Origin of the sequence: Methylobacterium nonmethylotrophicum (assembly GCF_004745635.1) — a bacterium.
Classification (GTDB): Bacteria; Pseudomonadota; Alphaproteobacteria; order Rhizobiales; family Beijerinckiaceae; genus Methylobacterium; species Methylobacterium nonmethylotrophicum.
The window spans coordinates 1-23,224 of the sequence record NZ_SRLB01000035.1 but is presented as its reverse complement, the minus strand read 5'-3'; the positions used below and the strand labels follow the sequence as shown (position 1 = coordinate 23,224).

Sequence of the window (23,224 nt, the reverse complement as noted above, 5' to 3'; positions counted from 1 at the left end):
GCAGGAGCGGATTGGAGCGGCGCGCTCGTGCCGCCCGATCCCCCTACCGGTTGGCCCGCGCCAGGGCGGCGTGGAGCAGCAGGTTGACGCCCGGCAGGGTCGCCTCGAGGGCGATGTCCTCGGCCTCGTTGTGGGTGATGCCGTCCCGGCACGGGGTGAAGATCATGCAGGCGGGGGCGACGCGCGCGACGTGGTAGGCGTCGTGGCCGGCCTGGGAGCGCAGGTCCATGGTCGGGATGTCGAGGCGCGCGGCGGTCTCGCGCAAGGTGCCGATCAGCCCGTCGTCGAACGAGAAGACTCCGAAGCCCCATTCCTCGGCGATGGAGATCTGCGTGAGCGAGCGGGCGGCGCAGTCGGGCAGGGCGGCGCGCAAGGCAGCCTTCATGGTCTCGAGGGTCTCCCGTTGCGGCGCCCGCATGTCGATGAACAGCTCGGCATATTCGGAGAGGGTGCCGGGGAGGTTCGGCACCAGGTCGAGGCGGGCGGCGGTGGCCTTGGCGTCGGTGTCGGCATGGGCCCAGCCGATGTCGTTGACCGCCACCGCCACCATGGCGGCGCCGACGAGGGCGTTGTGGCGCTCGGCCATCGGGGTCGGGCCGGTATGGGCAGTGGCGCCCTCGACGGCGATGCGCATGCCGCAGCTCGGATAGCCGCCGGTGACGATGCCGACCGGCACGCCCGCCCGGTCGAGGGCCGGGCCCTGCTCGATGTGGAGCTCGAAATAGGCGTCGATGGTGCGGCCGCCGACGGGTTCGGGCCCCCGGTAGCCGATGCCGTCGAGGGCGTCGCCGAAGCGCACGCCGTCGCGGTCGCGCCGGTTCTCGACCCAGTCCGCCGTCGCTTGGCCGGACCAGGCCAGCGAGCACAGCATCGGCGGCGAGAAGCGGGCGCCCTCCTCGTTGGTCCAGTTCACCACCTCGATGGGACGGCGCGTCGCGATCCCGAGATCGTCGAGGGTGCGCAGGACCTCCAGGCCTGCGAGGACCCCGAGGATGCCGTCGAAGCGCCCGCCGGCCCATTGCGTGTCGAGGTGGCTGCCGATCACCACCGGCGGCAGGCCGGGCTCGGTGCCCTCGCGCCGCAGCACCATGTTGCCGAGCCCGTCGATGGTGAGCGGATAGCCGCCCTCGTCGGCCCAGCGTTTCAGCTGGTCGCGCATCACCCGGTCGGGCTCGGTCAGGGTCAGGCGCCGCAAGCCCCCCCGGGGCCCGGTGCCGATGCCCGCCGACACCATCAGGGTGTCCCAGAGCCGGTTGCCGTTCACGGAGAGGTTGGTGGTCATCGCTCGAGGCCTCACGCTGCACGGAAGGAAGCGGGCGCCAGCATGCGAGGGCCGTGCCCGGCGGACAAGCGCCGGGCGCGGGGGTGGGGTGTGCGCGAGGCGTTCGTGGGCACGACGACCGTCATCAGGTCGAGCGGATCGGCGCCGATCCGCTGCGCAGAGGCGACCAGCGAGGCACGGCAGGCGCCGGCTCCGTCGGATCCTGAAACAACGAAGGTCGCCCCAATCGACGCCTTTCAGATCCCGGCGCGCACGCCTGGGGCGGTCGAGAGTTCCGACGGGCCGCCCGTCGGGCCAACCGGCGAAGCGGTCGGCAGATTCCCGCAAGCTATCGATTCCCGCCTGAGTCTGATCGACGACGAACGCGCGAAATTGACGGCGAACGCCTTGGACCGGGCCTCGATGGCATGCGTGACGGTCGGGGTGGCCGGCCGATCGCCGCGTCCCTCTATGGTGTGGGAGCGACGGCGGCCGGGTGCCCATGATATCGTCCTGGCCGTCGGAAGCGTCTTCTGGCTGGTGACCGCCGGTGGGCTGAACGCGATGGCGTGGCGGACGCTCGGGAGGCTGACGCGACGGGACTCCGGCTCTACGCCGACGTGGTGCTGCTCCTCGTCGTCCTCGCCATGGGGTACGGCGCAATGCGCTTCAACGAGCGTCAGACACGGCCCGGTCCGGCCGAGTGATCGGAAGCCGCCGGGATTTGCGGATCGGGAGGGATTTCTCGCCTGAACGCCCCGTGGAAGAGGCTTTGCTGTGATAGGATCTTGAGTGCTGTCGCGGCGTCTCAGAGCCTGTTTGGCTGCCGAGAAAGGTATCGCATGAGTCTGATCTATCCCATCCGAGACCTCATCCTGAGGTGCGACTGAAAGGAGCCTCGAAGGAGGGCTCCAGATACCACAGTGATGGCTGGAGGCCTCCTTCGAGGTCAGTCGATCTTCAATCGACTGACACCTCAGGATGAGGTTGGGGGTGGGATAATTTTACAAGGCACGTCAAACGGGCTCTCAGGGGACTCTCTCGACCCTGTACGCGTGCATCGTCAAGAGCCGGCAGGTGTGACCTGGAGCGTTGCCGGAAACGGACGGTTTGCACTGTCGAGCGCAAACTCCAGCGCCCTCACTCAAGACGACAGCGTGAGCCCGGGAGCCTCAACCCGGCCCGCCTCACGGCCCCGCCCGCCCCGGATCGGTGAGCTGGATGGTCCAGCTCTTCTGCTCGCCGGTATCGACCTCGAAGAAGCCGTTGCGGTCGTAGCCGCGGGCGAGGCAGTCCTCGACGCCCCGGATGGTGAACTCGCGGTCCCGGGTGCACATCAGCGAGCGGCCGCTCCACTCGCCGCCGCGGTCGTAGTCGACGGCGAAGACGTAGTAGTAGCGGGCGGCGAGCGCCCCCTTGAGCAGGGTCTCGCAGCCCTTGGCGGAGAGGTTCCACCAGCCCTCCGTGACCCAGCCGCCGGAATCGCGGTAGCCGAGCGCGATGCCGATGCGGCTGCCGGTCATGTTGCACATCCGCAGGTCCGCCCGCGCCGGCCCGGCGCCGAGCACGGCCAGGAGCAGGAGCAGGACCAGGAAGGCGGCGCGGCGAAGGCGGGAGGCGGGGAGATCAGCCGACCAGGATGATGCGGAGGTCATTGACATTGGTGCGGGTGGGGCCCGGCCGGACGAGGTCGCCGAGCCGGTCGAAGAACGGTGTCGAGTCGTTCTCTCCCAAGCTCGCCCGCGCGTCGAGCCCCGCCGCCGCCGCACGGGCGAGCGTCGTCGGGTCGATCAGCGCGCCGGCCGGGTCGGTGGCCTCGCCGCGGCCGCCGTCGGTGCCGTCGGTGTCGGCCGAGAGCGCCGCGATGCCGGGGGCGCCGTCGAGGGCCAGCGCCAGGGCGAGCGCGTATTCCTGGTTCGGCCCGCCCTGGCCCTCGCCCCGGATCGTCACGGTCAGCTCGCCGCCGGAGATCAGCGCGGCCTTGCGCCCGGCCGCCGCGAGATCGCGGGCGAGGCGGGCGTGCACGGCCGCCACCTCCCGGGCCTCGCCCTCGAGGTCCGCCCCGAGCAGCACCGGGTCGTAGCCGGCCTCGGCCGCGGCGACGGAGGCGGCGTTGAGCGCGTCGATCGGCCGGGCGACGATGCGGAATTCGGTGCGGGCGAAGACCGGATCCCCGGGCTTCGGGCTCTCGTTCGCGGGGTCGCTCAGGAGCGCCTCGGCGGAGGGCGGCAGGGCGATGCCGCGGCGGGCGCAGATCGCCCGCGCGTCGGCCAGCGTGGTCGGGTCCGGCACCGTCGGGCCGGACGCGATCACCGCCGGGTCGTCCCGGGGCACGTCCGAGATCGCGAGGGTCAGGAGCCGGCCGGCGTTGCGGGCGGCCCCCGCCAGCCGCCCGCCCTTGATCCGCGAGAGGTGCTTGCGCACGCAGTTGATCTCGTCGATGGCCGCCCCCGAGCGCAGCAGCGCCCGGGTGATGCCCTGCTTCTCGGGCAGCGTCAGGGCGCCGGCGGGCGCGATCCAGTTCGCCGAGCCGCCGCCGGAGAGCAGCACCAGCACGAGGTCGTCCGGGCCGGCCGAAGCCGCGAGGTCGAGGGCGGCTTTCGTCGCCGCGATGCCGGCCGCGTCGGGGACCGGGTGGCCGGCCTCCACCACCTCGATCACCCCGGCCGGCTCGCCGTAGCCGTGGCGGGCCACCGCCAGGCCTGCGATCCGGGCGGGATCGACCCCGTGCGCCCGGTAGTGGCGCTCGGCGAGCGCCGCCATGCTGGCCCCGGCCTTGCCGGCGCCGAGGATCACCAGCCGTCCGGCCGGCACCGGGGGCAGGTGCGGCACCAGGCAGCCGCGGGGATGGGCCGCCGTGACGCCCGCGTCGAGCAGGCGCAGCAGCAGGGCGCGGGTCTCCGGGGAGGGGGCATCGGTCACGGGGCGGCTCCTCGCTTGCTAAGGTCACGCGGCTCGCTGTGGTCACGCTTCGGGCCGGCTTCGTGCCGGTCTCGTTCTAATCTGTTAGAGCTAGGCATCGCGTGGCGTCCGCCGCGGCCGGGCGGTCGCGATGCCGGCCAGGATCAGGCCGCCGCCGAGCACCTGCAGGGGGCCGAGGGCCTCGCCGAGGAGGATCCAGGCCAGGATCGCGGCGGCGACCGCCTCCAGGAAGATCACCAGGGAGGAGAAGCCGGCGGGCAGGCGGCCGAGCGCCACGGAGAGCAGGCCCTGGCCGCCGGCGTGGCTGACGAGGGCGAGCGCCAGAAGGCCCGCGGCGGCACCGGGGGTCTGGGGCAGGATCGGCCGCGTCTCGAGGAGCGCGACGGCGCCGAGGAGCACCAGCGCGGTGATGCAGGAGGCCACGAAGGTGACGCGGGCGGCACCCAGCCCCCGGGCCCGGGCGCGCTCCACCGTCAGGAAGTAGAGGGCGAAGAACACGGCGGTGATCACCCCGTCCCGGTCGCCGGAGAGGCGCGCCGGGTCGACCTGCACCGACTGCCCGACCAGGGTGGCGCCGCCGACGAGGCAGACGAGGAGGCCGATCAGCGTGCGGCCTGCGGGCCGGCGGCGAAGGCCGAGCCAGGCGAACAGAACCACGAAGACCGGCGCCGTGGTGGCGAAGAAGGTGGCGTTGGCCACCGTCGTGCCCAGGATCGCCAGGTGCCAGAACAGGAGGTCGCCGGAGAAGACGAGGCCGGCGAGCAGGGCCGAGGGGGTGAGGACGCGGCGCAGGTGCGGCGCCCGGGCCTCTTCCCACCGCATCCATCCGTAGAGCACCGGCAGCGCCAGGGCGACGCGCCAAAACGCGCTGGCGAAGGGCCCGACCTCGGGGCTCACCACCCGCACCAGGACCGGCGAGAGGCCCATCGCCACCGCGCCGGCGACGAGGGCGAGGAGGGCGGGCCGGAGATCGGCCGCGGTCCCGGCGGGAGAAGCGGGGGCGCCGGAGGCCGCCAGTTCGGGCAGGGGGGTGCGGGACATCGGCGGGGCCTCGGGCGCTCCCGGTTCGGGGCTCGGTCGACCCCGTCACTATGGCAAGTCGGGTCCGGCGTCACGGACCGGATCCACGCGTGCGGATGGAGGCGGCTCCGCCATTTGGGTATGGAGCAGGGGACCATATCAGCGATCGCCCAATGACAGCCGACGCCTCTCCCCGCCATCCGCCCCAGCCCGTCGAGACGATTCCCGGCGATCCGGCCTGCGGCCTCCTCCTCCTGTGCGACCACGCCTCGAACGCGGTGCCGCCGGACCTCGACCATCTCGGGGTCGCGGCTCCCCATTTCGAGCGGCACATCGCCTACGACATCGGGGCGGCGGCGGTGACGCGCTCGCTTGCCCGCCGGCTCGGGGCGCCGGCCCTGCTCACCACCTTCTCGCGCCTCATCATCGACCCCAATCGCGGCCGCACCGACCCGACCCTGGTGATGCGCCTCTCGGACGGGGCGATCGTGCCGGGCAACGCCCGGATCGGGCCCGACGGCATCGCCGAGCGGCTGGCGCGGTTCTACGACCCCTACGACCGGGCGATCGACGCCGCGGTGGCGGCGGCGATGGCAGCGGGCGCGCCGCCCGCCATCGTGACGGTGCACAGCTTCACCCCGGCCTGGCGCGGGGTGGCGCGGCCCTGGCAGGTCGGCATCCTGTGGGACCGGGACGACCGCCTGGCCGGCCCGCTGATCGCGGGGTTGCGGGCGGATCCGGCGGGCTTCACGGTCGGCGACAACCAGCCCTATGGCGGCGGGCTGCCGGGCGACACGATCGACCGCCACGCCATGGCCCGCGGGCTGCCCAACGCGCTGATCGAGATCCGCCAGGACCTGATCGGCGACGAGGCCGGGGCCGAGGACTGGGCCGCGCGCTTTGCCGCCCTGCTGGGGCCGTTGGTCGCCCGCGCTTGACCGAGCGGGCGCCCGCTCCCCACCTCACGCCAACCGCTTGATCGAGGGACCAAAGATGGACGGCATCGACGAGACCACCCGCACCGAGCTCGAGGCCGCGGTCTTCCGCCGGCTGGTGTCGCACCTCCAGGGGCGCACCGACGTTCAGAACATCGACCTGATGAACCTCGCGGGCTTCTGCCGCAACTGCTTGTCGAACTGGCTCAAGGACGCCGCCGACGCCCGCGGCCTGGCCCTCACCAAGGACCAGAGCCGCGAGCACGTCTACGGCATGCCCTACGACGAGTGGAAGGCGCGTCACCAGAGCGAGGCGACCCCGGAGCAGGCGGCGGCCTTCGCGGCGCGGGCGGAGACGCACTGAGGGCCCGCCCGCGCGGATGCGGGCGGAGACGCACTGAGGGCCCGCCCGCGCGGATGCGGGCGGAGACGCACTGAGGGCCCGCCCGCGCGGATGCGGGCGGAGACGCACTGAGGGCCCGCCCGCGCGGATGCGGGCGGAGACGCACTGAGGGCCCGCCCGCGCGGATGCGGGCGGAGACGCACTGAGGGCCCGCCCGCGCGGATGCGGGCGGAGACGCACTGTAGGCCCGCCCGCGCGGCGCCCCCGGCTCGCGCAAGAACTCGGTAAGGTTGAGCATCTATCAAGATCCGGGACGGCGCGTCGCGAAGGCCGCCATCCGTCAGTGGGTTGGGGTGCCTGATGGCCGCGTCCGCCCGCGGCGGCACGACAACCCATCGGCCAGGAGACCGTGAATGAACGCGCACAGCATGCCGGATGCCGACGTCGCCTCGTCGGGCGTCGCCGCCGAGGAGCTCAAGCAGTTCATCGAGCGCATCGAGCGCCTGGAGGAGGAGAAGGCCGGCCTCCAGGGCGACATCAAGGACGTGATGCTGGAGCTGAAGGGCCGCGGCTTCGACGTGAAGGCGGTCCGCACCATCCTGCGCCTGCGCAAGAAGGACCATTCGGAGCGCCAGGAGGAGGAGGCCATCCTGGAGCTGTACATGCAGGCTCTGGGAATGGCGTAGGGGCGGCCGGGCCTCACGGATCACGGGATCGCACGGGGCGCGGGATCCCCTCCCACAAGGGAGGGGGGAACGCGTCCTTTCGTTGTTCCGCACTGCCTGTTGCCCGGGGGGCGAGGATAAGGGGTATGGTCGGGCAGGCGATCCTGCGGCCCGCCCAGGGGAGCCGGCGCCTCATCCACGGAGGTTTGGGACGGATGGAGATGGTGACAGCCCCAGCCCCCCCCGGCAGCTTCCGCTACGCCGACCTGACCCCGGCGACCGACTTCCTCAGCATCCTCGAGGACGCGCAGTATCGCCCGGTGCCGGACGGCTGGTGGGTGGCGGTCACCGACGTGGTCGATTCGACGGGCGCCATCGCGGCGGGGCGCTACCGGGCCGTGAACTTCGTCGGGGCGGCAGTGATCGCGGCCTTGCGCAACGCGCTGGGGCAGCGGGAGCTGCCGTTCGTGTTCGGGGGCGACGGGGCGAGCGTGCTGGTGGCGCCCGACGAGGCCGGGGCGGCGCGGGCGGCGCTCGCCGCCACCGTCGCCTGGGCCCGCGACACGATGGGGCTGAGCTTGCGCGCCGCCCTGGTGCCGGTGGCGGCGATCCGCGCGGCCGGCCACGCGGTCGAGGTGGCGCGCTACGCGCCCTCGCCGGACGTCGCCTACGCGATGTTCATGGGCGGCGGCCTCGCCTTCGCGGAGCGGGCCCTCAAGCGCGGCCTCTACGCGGTGGAGCCGGCCGCGTCCGGCACGCAGCCGGACCTCACCGGGCTGACCTGCCGGTTCGAGCCCGCCCGGGCGCGGCACGGCCTGATCCTGTCGGTCCTGGTCGTGGCCGCCGAGGGCGCCGACCGGGGCGCGGCCCGGGCGGCGATCGCCGACGTGGTGCGGCTGGCCGCCGGGGCGCCCGCCCGCGGGCATCCCCTGCCGCCCGGAGGCCCTTCCTTACGGTGGCCGCCGGCCGGGTTCGCCCACGAGGTGCGGGCCCGCGGCCCCCTCTGGGGCTCGCTCGCCCTTCGGCGCCTCCATCTCCTCGGGGCGACGCTCGTCGGCTACCTGATCTTCCGCTTCGGCCTGCGCCTCGGCGGCTTCTCGGCGCCGCGCTACCTCGACGAACTGGTGGCGAACGCGGATTTCCGGAAATACGACGACGCCCTGCGCATGACGGTCGACGGCAGCCCGGATCTCGCGGCGCGGATCGAGGCGCGGCTCGAGGCGGCGGAGGCCGCGGGCCTGGTGCGGTTCGGCCTGCACCGCCAGGCCGCGGCGCTCACCACCTGCATCACCCGGAACGCGTCGATGCGCGACCACGTCCACTTCGTCGACGGCGAGGACGGCGGCTACGCCCGGGCCGCCCAGGCGCTGAAGGCCAAGGTCCCGCCGGCCGACAACGCCGCGCGCGGATCCCCATCCGGAGGCGGACCGCCATCCGGAGGCTGAGCGCGGCGCCGAATCGGCCCGCGGCCCGGTTTGCGGCGGGAGCGTGGCCCCGGCCGGGGCGGGCAGGCGATCGGTCGCATCCCACCCTTGCGTCATGAGAAGGGACTTGGTGACGAGACTCACCGTATATCCCGCCGTTCCGATTCGAACTGGAACAGAGCCCCTTTGGAAATGAACGACGCGGTGTGGACGGCTGAGGCGACCGAGAAGGCGGTCGCGCTGTGGATCGAGGGACGTGACCCGGCGGAGATCGCCGGCGAGATCGGCACGACGGTCGCCGAGGTGATCGGCCGCGTGGCGCAGGCCGCCCTGGCGCGGCAGCAGGCCAAGGCCGCGGCGGTCGCCAAGCCCGCGGCAGCGGTCGCCAAGCCCGCGGCGGCGGTTGCGAAGCCGGCCGTCGCGAAGGCGGAGCCGGTCGCCAAGGTGCGGCCCGCGACGGTTCAGCCCGTGACGGCCGAGCCGGCGCAGGCCGCGGCGAAGGCGGAGCCCGCCAAGGCGCCGGCCCCGCGGGTCCTGACCTCCCGGATCCTGACCTCGACCCTGTCGGGCGCCGAGGCCCATGCCGCGCCGGCCAAGGTCCAGCCGGCCAAGGTTCCGCCCGCCAAACCCGCGGCCGAGACCGCTCCGGTCACCAAGCCGGCGGCGCCGGTCGTCGAGCCGGCGGCCGCCCTCCAGGGCGAGAAGCCGGCGCCCCGCGCCGAGGCCCCCGTCGCGGCGCCGGTGATGAGCGCGCGCGCCCTCGAGGAGGCCACCCGGGCGTTCCTCGCCGCCAACAAGGGTCCGGCGGCGAAGGCCCCGCCCGCCCGCAAGGCGGTGCCCGCCGCGCAACCGGCCCCGGCGGTCAGGCCTGAGGCACCTCAGGTCCGGACCTCTCAGACGGAGGCCCCGCTGCCGCGCGCCGTCGCGGCGCCGGCCCGTCCGGTCGTCCCCGTGCTCCAGGCGGTGCCGGCTCCGGCACCCCTGCCCGCGCTGGTCACGGCCGAGGCGACCGAGGGCGGCAGCGTCGTCGCCCTGCCGATGACGCGCCGGGTGGCCGCGGATGGCGGGGAGGGCGTGCTCTTCCTCAAGGCGGGCCTCCTCGACTGCACCTACCCGCTGTGGTCGGACGGCGACGGCACCGCGATCGAATCGAAGCGCGTCTGCGGCTGCCGCGTCCTCACCGGCAAGCGCTGGTGCCACACTCACTACGCCACCGTGTTCGAGCCGCCGAAGAAGCCCCTGCGGGCGGCCTGACCCCCGACCTGGGGCCCCTTCCGGGCCCCGGTCATCCCGGCAGCAGCACCATCACGTCCGGCTCCCGCCCGGTGGCGAGGGTCCCCTGGACGCGCCGTCCGTCGAGATCGACGATCGCGATCCGGTCGTCCTCCAGGGCCGCGAAGGCGAGCGGGCTCGACGGATGGCGGGCGAGCGCCACCGGCGCCCCGTCGAGCGGCACGACCGCCATCTCCTTCAGGGCGGGATCGAGGAGCGACAGGCTCTTCTCGGCATAGTTCGCCAGGATCAGGTCGCCCTCCGGCCCGCAATCGACCCGCACCACGTCGCCCCGGGTCGGGACGCTGCGGGTCACGGTCATCGCCTCGGTGGCGAGCGCGGTCAGCGTCGCGCTGCGGCGGTTGGCGACGTAGAGCGTCGCCTCGTCGGGGGAGAGCGCGTTGCCCTCCGGCCACAGCCCGGTCGCGGTGACGCGCGGGTTGTCCGCCGGCGCGAAGGGCCTCACCCGGCTGACCGTGTTCGACAGGATGTTGGCGACGAAAGCCGTCTCGCCGTCCCGCGACAGCGAGAACAGGTGGCCCTTGATGCCGCCGGTCGCCACCGCCCGATCCGGCCGCTCGGCCCGTTCCGGCGCGTCGAAGCCGAGCAGCACGTCGCGATCCTCGCTCAGCACGAACAGCCGGTCCCTGGCGTCGAGGCGCACCCCGTGCAGGCGCCGGAACGGCGCGCAGGCGATGGTGCGGGCAAGGCTGCGGGCCTGAAGGTCGACGACACAGACCGTGTCGCCGCCCGGACCCGGCGTGGTCGAGGACTTGGCGCCGTAGAGGGCGGCATAGGCCCGGGCGCCGGCCCGGTCGACGGCGAATTCGTGCGGGTACTCGCCCGGCAGTTCGACCCGGCCGGTGCGACGGCCGCTGGACAGCTCGTAGAAGCTCAGGGACCGGTCGCCCTTCTCCATGACCAGCAGGGTGTCGGAGCGGCCGGCCGCTCCTTGCGCCCGGGCGGGCCCCGTCACCGGGGCGAGGGCAAGCGCAGCGAGGCCCGACAGGCAGGCGCGGCGGTCGATGGCGGGGGACATGGCGGGTTCCTCGATCGTCCACGACACAACCCGGAGGTGACGCAGGGGTTCGCCTGCGACCGAGCGTGGCGCGTCCGCCACACCGGCCGGCGATCGTGCCTGGACGCATCGCAGGTCGCGGCACCGTCATGGAATAAGCGGCAGCCTCCCGGGGGCGTCTTGTAAGGACCTGGCCATGATGCACCGCACCCGCACGCCGTCGCCGTGCTCGCCGTCGCGCTGGCCGCTCGCCGCCCTCCTGCTCGCCGGCCTGACCCTGCCTGCCGCCGCGATCGAGGGGATGCCCGGCCCGTTCGGCGAGCGCCTGACCATCGACGAGAAGGGCATCACCCTGAAATTCCCGGACGACGCCGCGACGTTCCGGATCGGCGGGCGCCTGCAGCTCGATTTCGGCACCGGGCGGGTGCAGCAGCGCGGCTTCGGCACGGTGTTCGACACGCCGATCGCCGTGCGCCGCTCGTGGCTCGAGAGCTACCTGACGCTCGGCAAGGAGATCGAGCTCGCCTTCCAGTACGACTTCGCCGACCCGGTCCGGTCGGTTCAGGACGCGGTGGTCGCCTACAAGGGCTTCAAGGACGTCATCATCGCCCTCGGCAACATGAAGGAGCCGTTCAGCCTCAACCAGCTGATCTCCGACAACAACACCCTGTTCGCCGAGCGCTCGCTCGCCGACGCCTTCGCGCCGGCGCGCAACTTCGGCTTCGCCATCGGCACCCACGGCGACCGATGGACCGCGGTGACGAGCGTGTTCGGCGGCAACATCAACACCGGCATCGAGAACCAGGGCGTCGCCTCGACCACCCGCGTCACCTACGCGCCCTACCTGAGCGAGGACAAGTACGACGTCCTGCATGTCGGGCTGGCCGGCAGCTACCGCTCGCTGCCGAACGACGGCAGCGCGCTCACCCTGTCGAGCCGCTCCGAGGCGTTCCTGTTCGCGCGGCCGTTCGTGAACACCGGCAGCATCCGCGACGCCGCGAGCATCGGCCGCGTCGGGCTCGAGGCCGCCTGGCAGACGGGGCCGTTCCGCCTCCAGGCCGAGTACATCCTGACCGAGATCGGCCGCTTCGGCGGCGCGCCGTCCCTGACCTTCCAGGGCGGCTACATCCAGGCGGGCCTGCTGCTCAACAGCAAGGGCCGGCGCTATTCGATCGCCCCGAACTACGCCACCGAATACGCGGTGTTCAGCGGCGTGCAGGTCGAGGAGGCGCAGCGCGTCAGCCGCGGCGGCACCGGCGTGTTCGAGCTCGGCCTGCGCTACAGCGCCATCGACCTTCAGGACCGCGCCATCCGCGGCGGCATCGAGCACGACGTCACCGCCGGCGTGAACTGGTACCCCGACCGCAACATCCGCTTCGTGTTCGACTACGTTCGCTCCCACACCTCGCCCTCGCCGGCGAGCCTGAACTTCAACCGCCGGACCATCGACGCCGACGTGTTCATCGGCCGGGCGCAGCTCTACTGGTAGGACCTCACCCCAGCCGCTCCAGCCGCAGCCGGTGGCGCGCATCGGTGAGCCGGCGCGCCGCGAGAAAGACCGCTCCCGTCACCCCGAGGCCGCTCGCCCCGGCGAGCAGGAACAGGATCAGGATCTGCGCCGCGGCCGCACCCTGCGGGTCCTGCCCGGCGAGGATCTGGCCGGTCATCATTCCCGGCAGGGTGATGAGCCCTGCCGCCGCCATCTGGTTGAGCACCGGGATCAGCCCGGCCCGGATCGCGCTGCGGATCAGCGGCGCCAGTGCCTCGTCCCGGGTGGCGCCGAGTGCCAGGCGCGCCTCGATGGCCGCCCGCTCGCGCCTCACGCCGCCGGTGAAGCCGTTGAGGCCGATCGCGACCCCGCTCATCACCGAGCCGAGCACGATGCCGGCGAGCGGGATCAGGGCGTGCGGGTCCCACCACGGCTGCGGGCGCAGGGCCGCGAGGCCGACCGCGACGGCGATCACCGTCGCCCCCGCCGTGACGGCGCCGCCCAACAGGTAGCGCCAGGCGCCCCGCAGGGGCCGCTCCTGCCGGGCGCCGATCTCGTAGGCGGCGGCGAGCGCCATCACGGCGACGACGGCGATCACCGGACCCGGCGCCCCGAGGCCGAAGACGGTGCGCAGGACCAGCCCGACCAGGGTGAGCTGCGCCACCAGCCGGCAGGCGGCCACCAGCACCGTGCGGGAAAGCCCCAGCCCGAGGGCCGCCGACAGGCCGGCATTGACGAGCACGAAGCCCGCCCCGAGGGCGAGGTCGAGGGGGCCGGGCGAGGGGCTCACGCGGCCCGCCCGCCCGCCACGGCGAGCCGGCCGGTGGCCAGCCGCGCCACCTGGGCGGGGTCGTGCGAGACGAGGAGCACGATCAGCCCGGCGGCGCGGCGCTCCTGGATCACTGCCTCGGCCCCCCGGACGCTGACGGGATCGAGGGAGGCGGTCGGCTCGTCGAGGAGCAGCACTTTTGGCCCGCCCGCGAGCGCCCGCAACAGGGCGAGGCGCTGGCGCTCGCCGGTGGAGAGCCGCGCCACCGGCCAGCCGAAGACGTCTTCCGGCAGCCGCAGGGCGGCCCGCTCGCGCGCGAGGCTGGCGGGGGCGTCGGCAGAAAAATGCTCGGCCACCGTCTCGGCCCACCAGCCGGGCTCGGCGGCGAGATAGGTCACCCGCCGGCGCCAGAGCGGCGCCGGCACCGCGTCCCGGTCGATCTCGTCGAGGCTGACCCGGCCCTCGGACGGGTCGAGGTCGGCGATCATGCGGAGAAACACGCTCTTGCCCGACCCCGAGGGTCCGGTGACCGCGCAGACCTCGCCCGGCGCGAGGGCGAGGTCGAAGGGCCCGAAACGGTCGCGGCGGAGGGACTCGATGCGGAGCATGGGGAGAGGCGGTGCGTCGGGCCCGGTGTGGGGGAGGGCGACGCGGAACGCAACCGGCGCGCTGCGGTTTGAGTCTCCCACCGGCACCGGGCCCGGGCGGATGCGGGAGGATGCGAAGTGGCGGCAGGAGACTTGGCAGCAGGAGCGGGAACGGCGCGGGGCGCCGGGACGGGTGTGGTGCGCTCCGACGTGCCGGCCCGGATGGACCGGTTGCCCTGGAGCCGCTTCCACCTGCTCCTCGTCATCGCGCTCGGCATCACCTGGGTGCTCGACGGGCTCGAGGTCACCATCGTGGGGGCGATCGGCCCGGTGCTGCAGGACAAGCGGGCGCTCGGCTTCACGCTCCAGGAGATCGGCGCCTCGGCCTCGTTCTACGTCGTCGGCGCGGTTCTGGGCGCCCTCGTCTTCGGCTGGCTCACCGACCGGTTCGGGCGCCGCCTCGTCTTCTACGCCACGCTGATCATCTATGTCGGCGGCGTCATCGCCAGCGCGCTCGCCTGGAATTTCTGGAGCTTCGCGCTGTTTCGCCTCGTCACCGGGCTCGGCATCGGCGGCGAGTACGCGGCGATCAACTCGGCGATCGACGAGCTGATCCCGGCCAAGTACCGCGGCCGGGTCGACCTCATCGTCAATGGCAGCTTCTGGGTCGGCGCCGCGGCCGGCGCGGGCGCCTCGCTGCTCCTCCTCGACCCCAATCTCCTCGACCCGGATGTCGGCTGGCGCCTCGGCTTCGGCATCGGCGGCCTGCTCGGCCTCGGCATTCTCTTTTTGCGCCGCTACGTGCCCGAGAGCCCGCGCTGGCTCGTCACCCACGGCCGCGAACAGGAGGCCGAGCGCACGGTGGCGGAGATCGAGCGCACGGTCGAGGCAGAGACCGGACAAAAGCTCCCGAAGGCGGAGGGCATCCTCGAGGTCCACCCGAAAAAGAGCTTCGGCTTCGGCGAGATCTTTGCCTCGATGGTGCACAAGCACCGCGGCCGCAGCATCCTGGCGCTGGTGCTGATGGTGGCCCAGGCCTTCCTGTTCAACGCGGTGTTCTTCACCTACGGGCTGGTTCTGGCCAAGTTCTACGGCGTGCCGGAGAACCGGGCCGGCATCTTCCTGGTCCCGCTCGCCATCGGCAATTTTCTCGGGCCGCTGCTGCTCGGCCACTTCTTCGACACGATCGGCCGGCGCCGGATGATCGCCGGCACCTTCGCGGTGAGCGGCGTCCTGCTGCTCGCGACGGCGGTGGCGTTCGGCCTCGACCTGTTCACCGCCTGGACCCAGACCTTCGCCTGGATCGCGATCTTCTTCGTCGCCTCGGCGGCCGCCAGTTCCGCCTACCTCACGGCGAGCGAGATCTTCCCCCTCGAGACCCGGGCGCTCGCCATCGCGGTGTTCTACGCGCTGGGCACCGGCGCCGGCGGCGTGATGGCGCCCTGGCTCTTTACCCACCTGATCGAGTCCGGCCAGCACTGGGCGCTCGCCGGGGGATATGCAGGGGCGGCTTTGCTGCTGGTGCTCGCCGCGGTGACGGAGTGGAACCTGGGGGTCGATGCGGAGGGGATGTCGCTGGAGAGTATTGCGGATCCGTTGTCGAAGGCGGGGTGAGGGATGGGGCGTCAGGGGGTGTCGGGGTCGGGGGGTTGGGGGAGGGCAGCGGTCAGGGCGTCGATCTCGGCGGCTTCCCCTTCGCGGCCGAGCCGGAGGGAGGCCGCAGCCGCGCGGGTGAGGACGGTTGCGGCATCCGCCGTGGCTCCGATCCCACTCAGCACTTGCCCGAACAATGCCCCGACCGCTCCGCTCGCATCGACGCAACCCAGTTGCTCGTCGAGTTGCTAAGCCCGCACCAGATCGTCCATGATCATCCGCGCGGCCTCCTGGTCCGTGACCCCCCCGTGCGAGGCGAATTCGCGCCATGTTGAAGTACGCGTGGCACAGATCATCACCACCGCCCGGGCGCTCGTAGACAGCACACAGGACCGCCATCGGTTTCCGCCCGTCGCTCCGCGCGCCGGCATTAGGATGGCATCGGGGCAGAGCCATCGCCAGGGGGGAAGATCTTTCGGTCTGTCGCTCTGGTGCCCGCTGCGGCGATTCATCAATTCGGCTTGCCTGGAGAGTGACGGCCTCGTGCGGCGTCGGTAAGCCTCCAGGCGAGGTTCGCTGGAGGCGAGAACCCCGTATCCATGGCCGCTGACGCTGAAAGGTGAGGTCGTGGACGTTCCGCCTCGTCTGGCTCCGACAGCGGTCAGGGGTCCCGGGTTACGCCGCGCGGCGCCGGTCGAACCACTCATGCGACCGGCGTCGGCCCCATCGAACAGCCTCGCAAGCCGGCATCACCCCGTCAGTGCAGGGCCGCCGGCCGCTCCGCCTCCGGCGGCACCACCGCCTCTTCCAGCAACGCCGCCCGGGCGCGGGAGAGGCGGGCCTCGGCCGCCTCGTGGCGGGCTTCCGCATCCGCAGCGGCGGTACGGGCGGCGGCGGTGTCGGCCATCACCTCGGCCAGGCGCTCCTCCAGCCGACGCACCCTGGCCCGCTCGGCCGACAGCCTGGCCTCCGCCGCCCCGAGGCGCGCCTGCGCCTCCCCGGCGGCGTGATGGGCCTCCCCGGCGGCCTGATCGGCCTCCGCCGCGAAGCGTCGCGCCTCGGCGGCCTCGGCCGAGGCCGCCCGCAACGCCTCCTCGACCCGGCCAAGCAGGGCGCCGACCTCGCGGCCGAGCCGTTCGGCCCGGGCCTCGGCCGCAACGGCGCGGGCGGTGGAGGCGCGCACCTTCTCGGTCGCGCGCCGCAGCAGTCTCAGGATGGTGCCGGTGTCGATGGGGGTGGGCATGGGGTCCGGGACGTGAGGGTCGGGCCGTGCGGGATTCGGGCGGCGGGGCCCCAGGGGGGCCCGGCCGCAGGCCGCGGTCAAGGGCCGGCGCGCCGCTTCCCACACTCCCCCGTCCCCTGCGGCCCCGGGGCCGCAGGCCCGCCTGCGACCGATGCGCCCGAATTCCAGGCGCGCCCGGAACCTAACATGCATCAATCAGATACCCTCCGGGACTATCCCCGACCGGAGTGCCGTGCCCATGTTCATGAGGATCGACCGCCTGCAGGCCGAGCTGCCGCAGCCCAAGAGGCCCGACCCGAACGCCGCCGCCGCCCTGCAGGAGCTGCTCGGGGGCAAGTACGGCGAGATGTCGACGCTCGGCAACTACATGTTCCAGAGCTTCAACTTCCGCGACAAGTCCAAGCTGCGACCGTTCTACAGCCTGGTCTCGAGCATCTTCGCGGAGGAGCTCGGCCATGTCGAGCTGGTCTCGACTGGCGTGGCGATGCTCAACAACGGCCCGGGCGATCCGACGCCGGACGTCGACGTGTCGAAGGCTCCGTTCCACGACATGCAGGACATCCGGCTCGCCGGCAGCTTCCTCAGCAACGGCGGCGGCGCGATGCCGATGAACTCCAATGCCGCGTCGTGGAACATGGACATGGTCACCACGACCGGGAACATCATCATCGACCTCCTGCACAACTTCCACCTCGAATGCGGCGCGCGGCTGCACAAGCTGCGGGTCTACGAGACCCTGACCGACCCGACCGGGCGCGAGGTCTGCGGCTACCTGCTGGTGCGCGGCTCGGTCCATGCCCACGCCTACGCGCTGGCGCTGAAGAAGCTCACGGGCGTCGCCATCGAGCAGATGCTGCCGACGCCCAACATCAACCTCGACCGCATCCCCGAATGCCAGAAGTACCTGCAGGAGGGCAGCCACCGCCGGCTCTACACCTTCTCGCAGGACTATCCCGAATCGGCCGGCGTCTGGTCGAACGACGAGGTGGCGCTGCCGGGCGATCCACCGGGCAACCTCGAGGTGGTCGACGGTGCGCCCGAGGGCGGCAAGATCCCGGAGCTCGACGGCAATTACGGCGCCTTCGCGCCGAACTACAAGCCCGAGGAGATCTTCGAGATCGCCAGCAAGCTCTACAAGAAGAGCCGCTGACGGATCCGGGTCGGGGCCGGTCAGGCCGGCCCCGTCTCCCCGACGGCGTCGAGGGCGCGCAGCACCGCGTCCATGCCTGGACGCGCCGCCGGGTCGGGCCCGGCGCAGATCTCGGCCAGGGCGGCGAGGGCCGGATGGGCGAGAGCGGAGACCGCCCGCAGCTCGTCCAGCAGCAGCCCGAAGGCCCGCACGTCGAGCCGCTGCAGGAAGGCGCCGTCGGGCCCTGGCGGCAGGGCGGAGGCGGCACCGAAATCGCTCAACACCGCCTCGCCGCGGGTGCCGTCCCACAGGATGTTGTGGGCGTAGAGGTCGCCGTGGCCGAAGCCCCGCGCGTGCAGGTGGGCGGCGCCCGCCGCGACGCCGCGGGCAAGCCGCAGGGCTGCACCCGGCGCGAGCCGCAGGGCCGGGTCGTAGACGTCGCGGCTGCAGCTCTCGAGGCTCGGCGGCGCGGCAAGCACCCGCCAGCCCTCGGGGAGGAGCGGCATCAGCAGGCCGTCGGTGCCGTCCGGATGGCCGGCGAGGCGGCCGAGGCCCCCGGTCAGGTGCGGATGCGTGCCCGCCGCCAGGCAGGCCGCCATCTCGCGCTCGGGCAGGCCGTCGCTGGTCATCGCGCCCTTGAACAGCTTGAGGGCGACGATCCGCGTCTCATTGCCCCGCCGCCAGCCCGCCCGCATCACCCACCCGGAGGCGCCCTCGCCGAGGAGCGGGCCGAGGGCGAGGTCGCCCCAGGCGACCGTCTCGGTGGCGGAAGGGGGACGCGGGACGCGGTCCTCGAACGGGTTGCCGGCCCAGGACAGCCAGGCGAGGCGGGGCAGGGCGGCGAGGCAGCCGGGCAGGGCCTCGAAGCCGTTGGCGGCGATGCGCAGGAGCTCGAGGTTGTCCGCTCCCGCGAGGCTCTCCGGCAGGGCCCGCAGGCGGTTGCCCGCCAGCATCAGCTTCTGCAGCCGCGGCCGGGCGCCGAGCGCGGCCGGGACGGTCGCGATGCGGTTGTTGGTGAGGGTGAGCCAGCGCAGGGCCGGGGGCAGCGATTCGGCCGGGATCTCGACGAGGCCCGAGCCGCGGAAACCGACCTGGCTCAGGGCAGCGCAGTCGCCGAGGACCGGCGGCAGCCGCTCGAACCGGTTGCCGGAGCAGAACAGCACCTTCAGCCGGTGCAGCCGGCCGAGATCCGCCGGCAGGCCGGTCAGGTCGTTGTGGCTGAGATCGAGGAATTCCAGCGTGTCGGCGAGGCCGAGGATCTCGGGCGGCATCGTGGTCAGGCGCCCCTTGGGGCCGCCCGGAAGACGCAGCGCCCGGGCCCCGGCGAGGTCGCCCCGGCGCAGGGCCGCAAGGCTCGCGTGGGTCGGCGGCGGCAGGCTCATGCCGCCGGCACCGGGTCGAAGCGGAGGGGCAGTGGCATCGTTGTCTCCCGGCGGCGCGCCCGGCTCCGTCGCCGGGCGTTCGTCGCCGGGAACGACGCCCGGATCAAGGGCTTCCGGGAGAGTGCCGCCTCAGTACGGGTAGCCGTAATAGGGCGGCGGCGGCGCCGCGCGATAGGGATAGTACCCCGCCGGCGGACGGCCGTAGGTGCGCAGGTAGGGATCGTAGCGCGGCTGCCGGTAATTGCCGTTGTTGATCCCGGCCGAGCGGTCGTTGCCGCTGAGGGCGGCATAGGGCGACAGCCCGCTGCCCGCATCGCTGTTGCGGGCGAGCGCCGTGCCGGCCGTCCCGAGGACGAGGGCTGCCGCGACGGCCACCCGGATCGCTGAAGCGCGCATGGGAAGACTCCTTCGTGTCATCGGCGCGAGGATGAGGCGGGATGATCGAATCAACGGGGGCACGCGGTTACGGTTCCGGACCGGCGGGCGCGGCCATTCGGCGCCGCCTCCGGTCATGAGGCAACCGGGCGGTACGGGTGATCCTGCGAAGTCGCGGATCGCCCGGTGTGCTGCCGCATCCGGCGACCCGAACGCCCGGCGCGATCGCCGCCCGTGGCACGATAATGCCGGCGCCCGCCGGCAGCCGCACGATTGTGCTTGTCGGTCCTGGGCGGTTCGGCGACTAGCCGGCGCACAAAAAAGGCCACTCGCGAGTGGCCCGAAGTCTAGGGAGGAAACGCCCAAAGAGGGCTGCACCGCCGCGACGCCATCGCGGCGGTACGAAGCTGTCGTGTCATGCTGCCGTGCACAACACAACGGGGCTGCCCCGCGAGTCGGCCATGCCTGCAGCGCATATTCGGCGAGGGCATGCTCGCTGGCGCTCCTCGACCCGCCGGCATCACGAGACCGCTATCGCCGCAGTTCCATGCTCCGCAGGCCCCAGCGGGTGAGCAGGGCGGCCGCGACGACGAAGGGCGCCGCCCCGATCACCGCGGCGAGCGGCTCCGAGCCGATGAGCGTGCCAAGACCCTTCACGACGGCCATCAGCAGCAGGAAACCGCTGACGCAGGCGAGGAGCACGACCGTCCCGATGCCCAGGGCCCAGGCCGAGACGGTCCGGGCCAGCCGGTCGACCTCGCCGCTGAACAGCGCGATCTCCTTGACCGCCAGTTCGCTCGCGAGGCGGACCGCCTCGGCGATCATCCTGATCGTGCTCACCTGCCGGTCCGACCGCACGTGCCGACGCTCCCCGCTTCGCCGACGGTCGAACACCGCGGCGGCGAGCGGAAACGCCCGACCTTGGCCGTCGTTCCCGGACGTCGTTGCGTCGAGGCCGCCTTGTCGGGGGCCCGTTCTTGAGCGCTTGTTCCAGCGCGATCAGGCGGGCTTGAGCGGGCAGCTCTGGCGGGCCAGCAGCCGCCAGGCTCCGCCCTCGTCGGCGCCGGCCTCCTTCAGCCAGACCTGCAGCACCGCGATATAGGAGCGGCCGGTCTCGCCGTTGGGCAGGATGTCGGCGCCGTCCCAGACGTGCCGGACCAGGGCATTGTCGCCGACGACCTGGATCCACTGCTCCGAGAACACCAGCGACTTGTAGTTCGTCTTGCCGGCGAGGCTGGTGATGAACGCGGCCTTGGTCTCGATCTTGCGGCCGCTCGAATGACCGTAGCTGAGCTGGGGATGGGTGAGGGCGTCCAGCGCCTTGGCGTCGCCATCCTGGATCGCGACGCGCAGTGCTTCGAGCCGGCGTGCCACCGCCTCGCTCCCGTCGGCGGCAAGCGCCGCCCCCGCGCCGGCGGCGAGCAGGGGCGCCGCCATTCCGACCATCATGCCCGCCAGCAGGCCCCGCCGCGAGCAGCCCTCCGTCTGGGTCTGGATCATGCGTCTCCTCCCGTTCCTCCGGTCGCCCGCTTGTCGTCCCGCGAGCGCCGCGCCGTCTCGCGCTGTCCGAGCCTAATCCGGGTCCGGGTTCCCCGCCACTGGTCCCGCATGCCCGCGCGACCGGTCTCAGCCCCGCACGGCCCCCGTCGGCGTCACGCGGTGAACTCGGCGCCACGATCTCGGCCGCGGTTGACGCGCCGCTCCGCGCCGCCCTACAGAAAGTTGGCGGCCGAGCCTGCACCTCTGCGATCGGTTCGGAAGGGTGGCCGAGTGGTTTAAGGCAGCGGTCTTGAAAACCGCCGTGGGGGCGACTCCACCGTGGGTTCGAATCCCACCCCTTCCGCCAGATGTTTCAATGACTTAGGCGGGACTGACCGACGCGAACCTCGTCGGACTCCGCCGTGTTTGTGCCCAGGCTTGTGCCGAGCTTCGCCATTGCACGGTGGAGGTGGTCGGTGACGAGATGCGAGTAGCGCATCGTCATGGCCACGGTCCGGTGACCGAGGATCGCCTGAAGAGCGGCGAGGTCACCGGTTTTCATCAGGAAGACCGAGGCGAACCGGTGGCGGAGATCGTGACATCGCCATGGTACGCCCGCCCGCTTCGCGATGTTGCGGTACTGACTGGCGAAGTGCGTGTACCGGCGGCCGTCGCCGTTCCAGAAGACGTGGTGCCGGGTAATGTGCCGAGGGGTACCGATCAGGACGGCCAGGGCTTCGTCGCTTAACGGCACGACGCGTGGGCTGGAGGTCTTGGTCTTCGTAAGGCGGATCTCGCGCCGCTCGATCGAGACCTGCGACCATTCCAGAGACACGGCCTCCTCCTGGCGCATGCCCGTGGCGGCCAAGAGCTGGATGATCCGCCCGACCATCGGTGAAGCGTGCGCGACGAGGCGTTCGACCTCGGCCTCGCTCGGAAAGGAAGTCCGCGGCGGCGCTTCCCTAATGTGCCTCTTGTCGAACGCCTTGACGGGGTTGAGGTCAATGTAGTCCCAAGCCACTGCGCAGGAGCAAACGCCGCTCAAGGTGGCGAGATCGCGCCGGATAGTCGCCCCCATAGCTCCGCCACGCCGCCGCGCGGTCACGTAGTCGCTCAGGCGGGTCTTGTTGATCTCGTCGAGGTAGCAGTCACCGAAATGGGGTTCGAGTAGCCGGAAACTGGACCGATACCGACGCTGGGTCGCGGGCCGGAGGGTCGGCATGAACTCGAACGCGAACCTCTCAAGCGTTTCCTTGTAGCTCCGACGTGGACGACCACCACGGTCGAGGCGGCGGTGCTCCTCTAGTACCTGCGCGAGGTACTGCTGGGCGACGGCCTTGGACGTCGTTCTCGCCGACCGTCGAACTTCTCGACCGTGCCATTGGAATCGGATCCAGTAGGTCTGCCCCCGCTTATAGACCGACGCCACCCGTTCTTCTCCCTCGCCAGCCGAAGCTCAGCAGGCGAGGGTCGCACAGGCTCAGAATCCGACAACTATTTTCGACGGAGCACTCGGCCGTGATCGTTATCGGACAAGTGACTGCACCGTCGAGCAACCGCCGGGGGGCATCGTTTAGAATATCGTCAAATAATTTGGGCGTCTAAGAATGACTTGAGCAAATACTTAAGTACGGTTTCATGAATGTTGACTTCTTGCTGTGAGACCATGCATGTAACGCTCAAAGAAAACCCTAACGGTTTGCGCGCTCGTGTATGAAGCATAAGCCTGCCATGAATCTTTCTTGTCTGGATCGGCAAAATCACAAACTGATTTGAAAGCGATAGCGTTGGGCTGAGGATTGGGTGCGTATGCTGCGGCATCATAAAGACCATAGGCTTCCATTTCTATGCCAACCAAATTACGATGCTGTAACTTAATGTCCTGGACAGCTTGCCCATCTGCAAGAACAGCAGATCCCGATGCAAGCGGACCTACTACTAAGCGCAGATCATGTTGCGGCGCACTTTGCCAGCCGCGCTTAATATCACTCCAAACCGATGCGTCGCGTCGAAGTAATTCAACTCTCGACGTTACGATATTGGGTGCGCTAATTTGCTTAGGAGCGATAGAAAACGATGTGACTTCTTTGTCTTTTACGCGTTTGCCACTCTGATAATCCCAAGTTGGATCAGCAAGTATCACGTCGCCGTAGTTTACCTTCCCTTCGACGCCTGCACAAATACCAGCCATCACGATGAAGCGTGGCCTGAAATGTGTTATCATTTTTGCTGCCAGTAGGGCTGGTCAGCCCCCAGCGGAGTGGTCCGGCCTGAAGTATGGCTTTGAGCCGACGGAGGACGGACGTGATGGGAACGAA

Annotated in this window: 23 protein-coding genes and 1 tRNA gene; 10 read left to right on the top strand and 14 right to left on the bottom strand. The window is 71.6% G+C overall.

All coding sequences use genetic code 11. The features are described 5' to 3' along the window. Window positions 1–43: 43 nt before the first annotated feature. Window positions 44–1,282 (bottom strand): Zn-dependent hydrolase, encoded by a 1,239-nt coding sequence (locus EU555_RS30130; RefSeq protein WP_135419026.1) that lies wholly within the window; start codon window positions 1,280–1,282, stop codon window positions 44–46. Window positions 1,283–1,830: 548 nt separating this feature from the next. Here EU555_RS30130 and EU555_RS36440 point away from each other — a divergent pair. Beyond that, entirely contained in the window at window positions 1,831–1,968 is a 138-nt protein-coding gene (locus EU555_RS36440) for a hypothetical protein (RefSeq protein ID WP_167858712.1), read from the top strand. Window positions 1,969–2,448: 480 nt separating this feature from the next. On the opposite strand, the gene EU555_RS30125 is transcribed toward EU555_RS36440, so the two are convergent. The 3 genes from EU555_RS30125 to EU555_RS30115 all read right to left on the bottom strand — a co-directional run bounded on the left by EU555_RS30125 (window position 2,449) and on the right by EU555_RS30115 (window position 5,224). Continuing rightward, window positions 2,449–2,922 (bottom strand): DUF1036 domain-containing protein, encoded by a 474-nt coding sequence (locus tag EU555_RS30125; RefSeq protein ID WP_245524571.1) that lies wholly within the window; start codon window positions 2,920–2,922, stop codon window positions 2,449–2,451. Then, a complete protein-coding gene (locus EU555_RS30120) occupies window positions 2,888–4,183 on the bottom strand; it encodes a glycerate kinase type-2 family protein (protein WP_135419025.1) in 1,296 nt (431 codons plus the stop codon). The genes EU555_RS30125 and EU555_RS30120 overlap by 35 nt, the downstream gene beginning before the upstream one ends. A 90-nt stretch (window positions 4,184–4,273) precedes the next feature. Further along, complete coding sequence (locus tag EU555_RS30115; protein WP_135419024.1) at window positions 4,274–5,224, bottom strand: DMT family transporter; 951 nt, start codon at window positions 5,222–5,224, stop codon at window positions 4,274–4,276. A gap of 152 nt (window positions 5,225–5,376) precedes the next feature. Here EU555_RS30115 and EU555_RS30110 point away from each other — a divergent pair, with 152 nt between their 5' ends. The 5 genes from EU555_RS30110 (at window position 5,377) to EU555_RS30090 (ending at window position 9,824) form a co-directional block, all read left to right on the top strand. Further along, window positions 5,377–6,141, top strand: a complete 765-nt coding sequence (locus EU555_RS30110) for an N-formylglutamate amidohydrolase (protein ID WP_135419023.1) — start codon at window positions 5,377–5,379, stop codon at window positions 6,139–6,141. A 55-nt stretch (window positions 6,142–6,196) separates the two neighbouring features. After that, complete coding sequence (locus EU555_RS30105; protein ID WP_135419022.1) at window positions 6,197–6,502, top strand: DUF1244 domain-containing protein; 306 nt, start codon at window positions 6,197–6,199, stop codon at window positions 6,500–6,502. A 407-nt stretch (window positions 6,503–6,909) separates the two neighbouring features. Then, window positions 6,910–7,167 carry a DUF2312 domain-containing protein gene (locus EU555_RS30100; protein ID WP_236012505.1) on the top strand — a complete coding sequence of 86 codons (258 nt, stop codon included), beginning with the start codon at window positions 6,910–6,912 and terminating at the stop codon, window positions 7,165–7,167. 200 nt (window positions 7,168–7,367) lie between these two features. Further along, window positions 7,368–8,591 (top strand): DUF3095 domain-containing protein, encoded by a 1,224-nt coding sequence (locus EU555_RS30095; protein WP_245524570.1) that lies wholly within the window; start codon window positions 7,368–7,370, stop codon window positions 8,589–8,591. A 171-nt stretch (window positions 8,592–8,762) separates the two neighbouring features. Beyond that, window positions 8,763–9,824: a hypothetical protein gene (locus EU555_RS30090; protein ID WP_135419020.1), complete on the top strand. Its 1,062-nt coding sequence runs from the start codon at window positions 8,763–8,765 to the stop codon at window positions 9,822–9,824. A 31-nt stretch (window positions 9,825–9,855) separates the two neighbouring features. On the opposite strand, the gene EU555_RS30085 is transcribed toward EU555_RS30090, so the two are convergent. Continuing rightward, window positions 9,856–10,881 (bottom strand): YncE family protein, encoded by a 1,026-nt coding sequence (locus EU555_RS30085; RefSeq protein WP_135419019.1) that lies wholly within the window; start codon window positions 10,879–10,881, stop codon window positions 9,856–9,858. 175 nt (window positions 10,882–11,056) lie between these two features. On the opposite strand from EU555_RS30085, the gene EU555_RS30080 reads away from it, so the two are divergent. Then, window positions 11,057–12,349, top strand: coding sequence for an OprO/OprP family phosphate-selective porin (locus tag EU555_RS30080; RefSeq protein ID WP_135419018.1), 1,293 nt, complete (start codon window positions 11,057–11,059; stop codon window positions 12,347–12,349). A 4-nt stretch (window positions 12,350–12,353) separates the two neighbouring features. Here the strand turns inward: EU555_RS30080 and EU555_RS30075 are convergent, their stop codons facing one another. Together EU555_RS30075 and EU555_RS30070 are read right to left on the bottom strand one after the other, a co-directional pair. Next, window positions 12,354–13,139 carry an ABC transporter permease gene (locus EU555_RS30075; protein ID WP_135419017.1) on the bottom strand — a complete coding sequence of 262 codons (786 nt, stop codon included), beginning with the start codon at window positions 13,137–13,139 and terminating at the stop codon, window positions 12,354–12,356. Further along, window positions 13,136–13,726 (bottom strand): ABC transporter ATP-binding protein, encoded by a 591-nt coding sequence (locus tag EU555_RS30070; protein WP_167858711.1) that lies wholly within the window; start codon window positions 13,724–13,726, stop codon window positions 13,136–13,138. The genes EU555_RS30075 and EU555_RS30070 overlap by 4 nt, the downstream gene beginning before the upstream one ends. A gap of 201 nt (window positions 13,727–13,927) precedes the next feature. Here EU555_RS30070 and EU555_RS30065 point away from each other — a divergent pair, with 201 nt between their 5' ends. Then, a complete protein-coding gene (locus EU555_RS30065) occupies window positions 13,928–15,319 on the top strand; it encodes an MFS transporter (RefSeq protein WP_135419016.1) in 1,392 nt (463 codons plus the stop codon). Between the two features lie 736 nt (window positions 15,320–16,055). On the opposite strand, the gene EU555_RS36435 is transcribed toward EU555_RS30065, so the two are convergent. Continuing rightward, a complete protein-coding gene (locus EU555_RS36435) occupies window positions 16,056–16,541 on the bottom strand; it encodes a hypothetical protein (protein ID WP_167858710.1) in 486 nt (161 codons plus the stop codon). A 238-nt stretch (window positions 16,542–16,779) separates the two neighbouring features. Here EU555_RS36435 and EU555_RS30055 point away from each other — a divergent pair, with 238 nt between their 5' ends. Next, on the top strand, window positions 16,780–17,691 hold the full coding sequence (locus EU555_RS30055; RefSeq protein ID WP_135419015.1) for a manganese catalase family protein: 912 nt from the start codon (window positions 16,780–16,782) through the stop codon (window positions 17,689–17,691). A gap of 20 nt (window positions 17,692–17,711) precedes the next feature. Here EU555_RS30055 and EU555_RS30050 read toward each other — a convergent pair whose 3' ends face one another. The 4 genes from EU555_RS30050 to EU555_RS30035 all read right to left on the bottom strand — a co-directional run bounded on the left by EU555_RS30050 (window position 17,712) and on the right by EU555_RS30035 (window position 20,927). Beyond that, entirely contained in the window at window positions 17,712–19,052 is a 1,341-nt protein-coding gene (locus EU555_RS30050) for a leucine-rich repeat-containing protein kinase family protein (protein WP_135419014.1), read from the bottom strand. 129 nt (window positions 19,053–19,181) lie between these two features. Continuing rightward, on the bottom strand, window positions 19,182–19,448 hold the full coding sequence (locus EU555_RS30045; protein WP_245524569.1) for a hypothetical protein: 267 nt from the start codon (window positions 19,446–19,448) through the stop codon (window positions 19,182–19,184). A gap of 510 nt (window positions 19,449–19,958) precedes the next feature. Then, window positions 19,959–20,267, bottom strand: a complete 309-nt coding sequence (locus EU555_RS30040) for a phage holin family protein (protein WP_135419013.1) — start codon at window positions 20,265–20,267, stop codon at window positions 19,959–19,961. Between the two features lie 159 nt (window positions 20,268–20,426). Further along, window positions 20,427–20,927 carry a nuclear transport factor 2 family protein gene (locus EU555_RS30035; RefSeq protein WP_205821026.1) on the bottom strand — a complete coding sequence of 167 codons (501 nt, stop codon included), beginning with the start codon at window positions 20,925–20,927 and terminating at the stop codon, window positions 20,427–20,429. 256 nt (window positions 20,928–21,183) lie between these two features. Here EU555_RS30035 and EU555_RS30030 point away from each other — a divergent pair. Further along, window positions 21,184–21,273 (top strand) — tRNA-Ser (locus tag EU555_RS30030). Window positions 21,274–21,279: 6 nt separating this feature from the next. Here EU555_RS30030 and EU555_RS30025 read toward each other — a convergent pair. Then, entirely contained in the window at window positions 21,280–22,335 is a 1,056-nt protein-coding gene (locus tag EU555_RS30025) for a tyrosine-type recombinase/integrase (RefSeq protein WP_135419012.1), read from the bottom strand. A 207-nt stretch (window positions 22,336–22,542) separates the two neighbouring features. Then, window positions 22,543–23,142, bottom strand: a complete 600-nt coding sequence (locus EU555_RS30020; protein WP_342636505.1) for a 5'-methylthioadenosine/S-adenosylhomocysteine nucleosidase family protein — start codon at window positions 23,140–23,142, stop codon at window positions 22,543–22,545. Window positions 23,143–23,224 lie beyond the last annotated feature (82 nt).

What these genes read in the sequence shown, in the direction of transcription:
- EU555_RS30090 (WP_135419020.1), top strand. Translation starts at nt 8,763, where the DNA reads ATGAACGACGCGGTGTGGACGGCTGAGGCGACCGAGAAGGCGGTCGCG.
- EU555_RS30035 (WP_205821026.1), bottom strand. Translation starts at nt 20,927, where the DNA reads ATGATCCAGACCCAGACGGAGGGCTGCTCGCGGCGGGGCCTGCTGGCG.
- EU555_RS36435 (WP_167858710.1), bottom strand. Translation starts at nt 16,541, where the DNA reads ATGCCCACCCCCATCGACACCGGCACCATCCTGAGACTGCTGCGGCGC.
- EU555_RS30095 (WP_245524570.1), top strand. Translation starts at nt 7,368, where the DNA reads ATGGTGACAGCCCCAGCCCCCCCCGGCAGCTTCCGCTACGCCGACCTG.
- EU555_RS30080 (WP_135419018.1), top strand. Translation starts at nt 11,057, where the DNA reads ATGATGCACCGCACCCGCACGCCGTCGCCGTGCTCGCCGTCGCGCTGG.
- EU555_RS30050 (WP_135419014.1), bottom strand. Translation starts at nt 19,052, where the DNA reads ATGAGCCTGCCGCCGCCGACCCACGCGAGCCTTGCGGCCCTGCGCCGG.
- EU555_RS30100 (WP_236012505.1), top strand. Translation starts at nt 6,910, where the DNA reads ATGCCGGATGCCGACGTCGCCTCGTCGGGCGTCGCCGCCGAGGAGCTC.
- EU555_RS30115 (WP_135419024.1), bottom strand. Translation starts at nt 5,224, where the DNA reads ATGTCCCGCACCCCCCTGCCCGAACTGGCGGCCTCCGGCGCCCCCGCT.
- EU555_RS30085 (WP_135419019.1), bottom strand. Translation starts at nt 10,881, where the DNA reads ATGTCCCCCGCCATCGACCGCCGCGCCTGCCTGTCGGGCCTCGCTGCG.
- EU555_RS30110 (WP_135419023.1), top strand. Translation starts at nt 5,377, where the DNA reads ATGACAGCCGACGCCTCTCCCCGCCATCCGCCCCAGCCCGTCGAGACG.
- EU555_RS30070 (WP_167858711.1), bottom strand. Translation starts at nt 13,726, where the DNA reads ATGCTCCGCATCGAGTCCCTCCGCCGCGACCGTTTCGGGCCCTTCGAC.
- EU555_RS30105 (WP_135419022.1), top strand. Translation starts at nt 6,197, where the DNA reads ATGGACGGCATCGACGAGACCACCCGCACCGAGCTCGAGGCCGCGGTC.
- EU555_RS30130 (WP_135419026.1), bottom strand. Translation starts at nt 1,282, where the DNA reads ATGACCACCAACCTCTCCGTGAACGGCAACCGGCTCTGGGACACCCTG.
- EU555_RS30065 (WP_135419016.1), top strand. Translation starts at nt 13,928, where the DNA reads ATGGACCGGTTGCCCTGGAGCCGCTTCCACCTGCTCCTCGTCATCGCG.
- EU555_RS30125 (WP_245524571.1), bottom strand. Translation starts at nt 2,922, where the DNA reads ATGTCAATGACCTCCGCATCATCCTGGTCGGCTGATCTCCCCGCCTCC.
- EU555_RS30045 (WP_245524569.1), bottom strand. Translation starts at nt 19,448, where the DNA reads ATGCGCGCTTCAGCGATCCGGGTGGCCGTCGCGGCAGCCCTCGTCCTC.
- EU555_RS30055 (WP_135419015.1), top strand. Translation starts at nt 16,780, where the DNA reads ATGTTCATGAGGATCGACCGCCTGCAGGCCGAGCTGCCGCAGCCCAAG.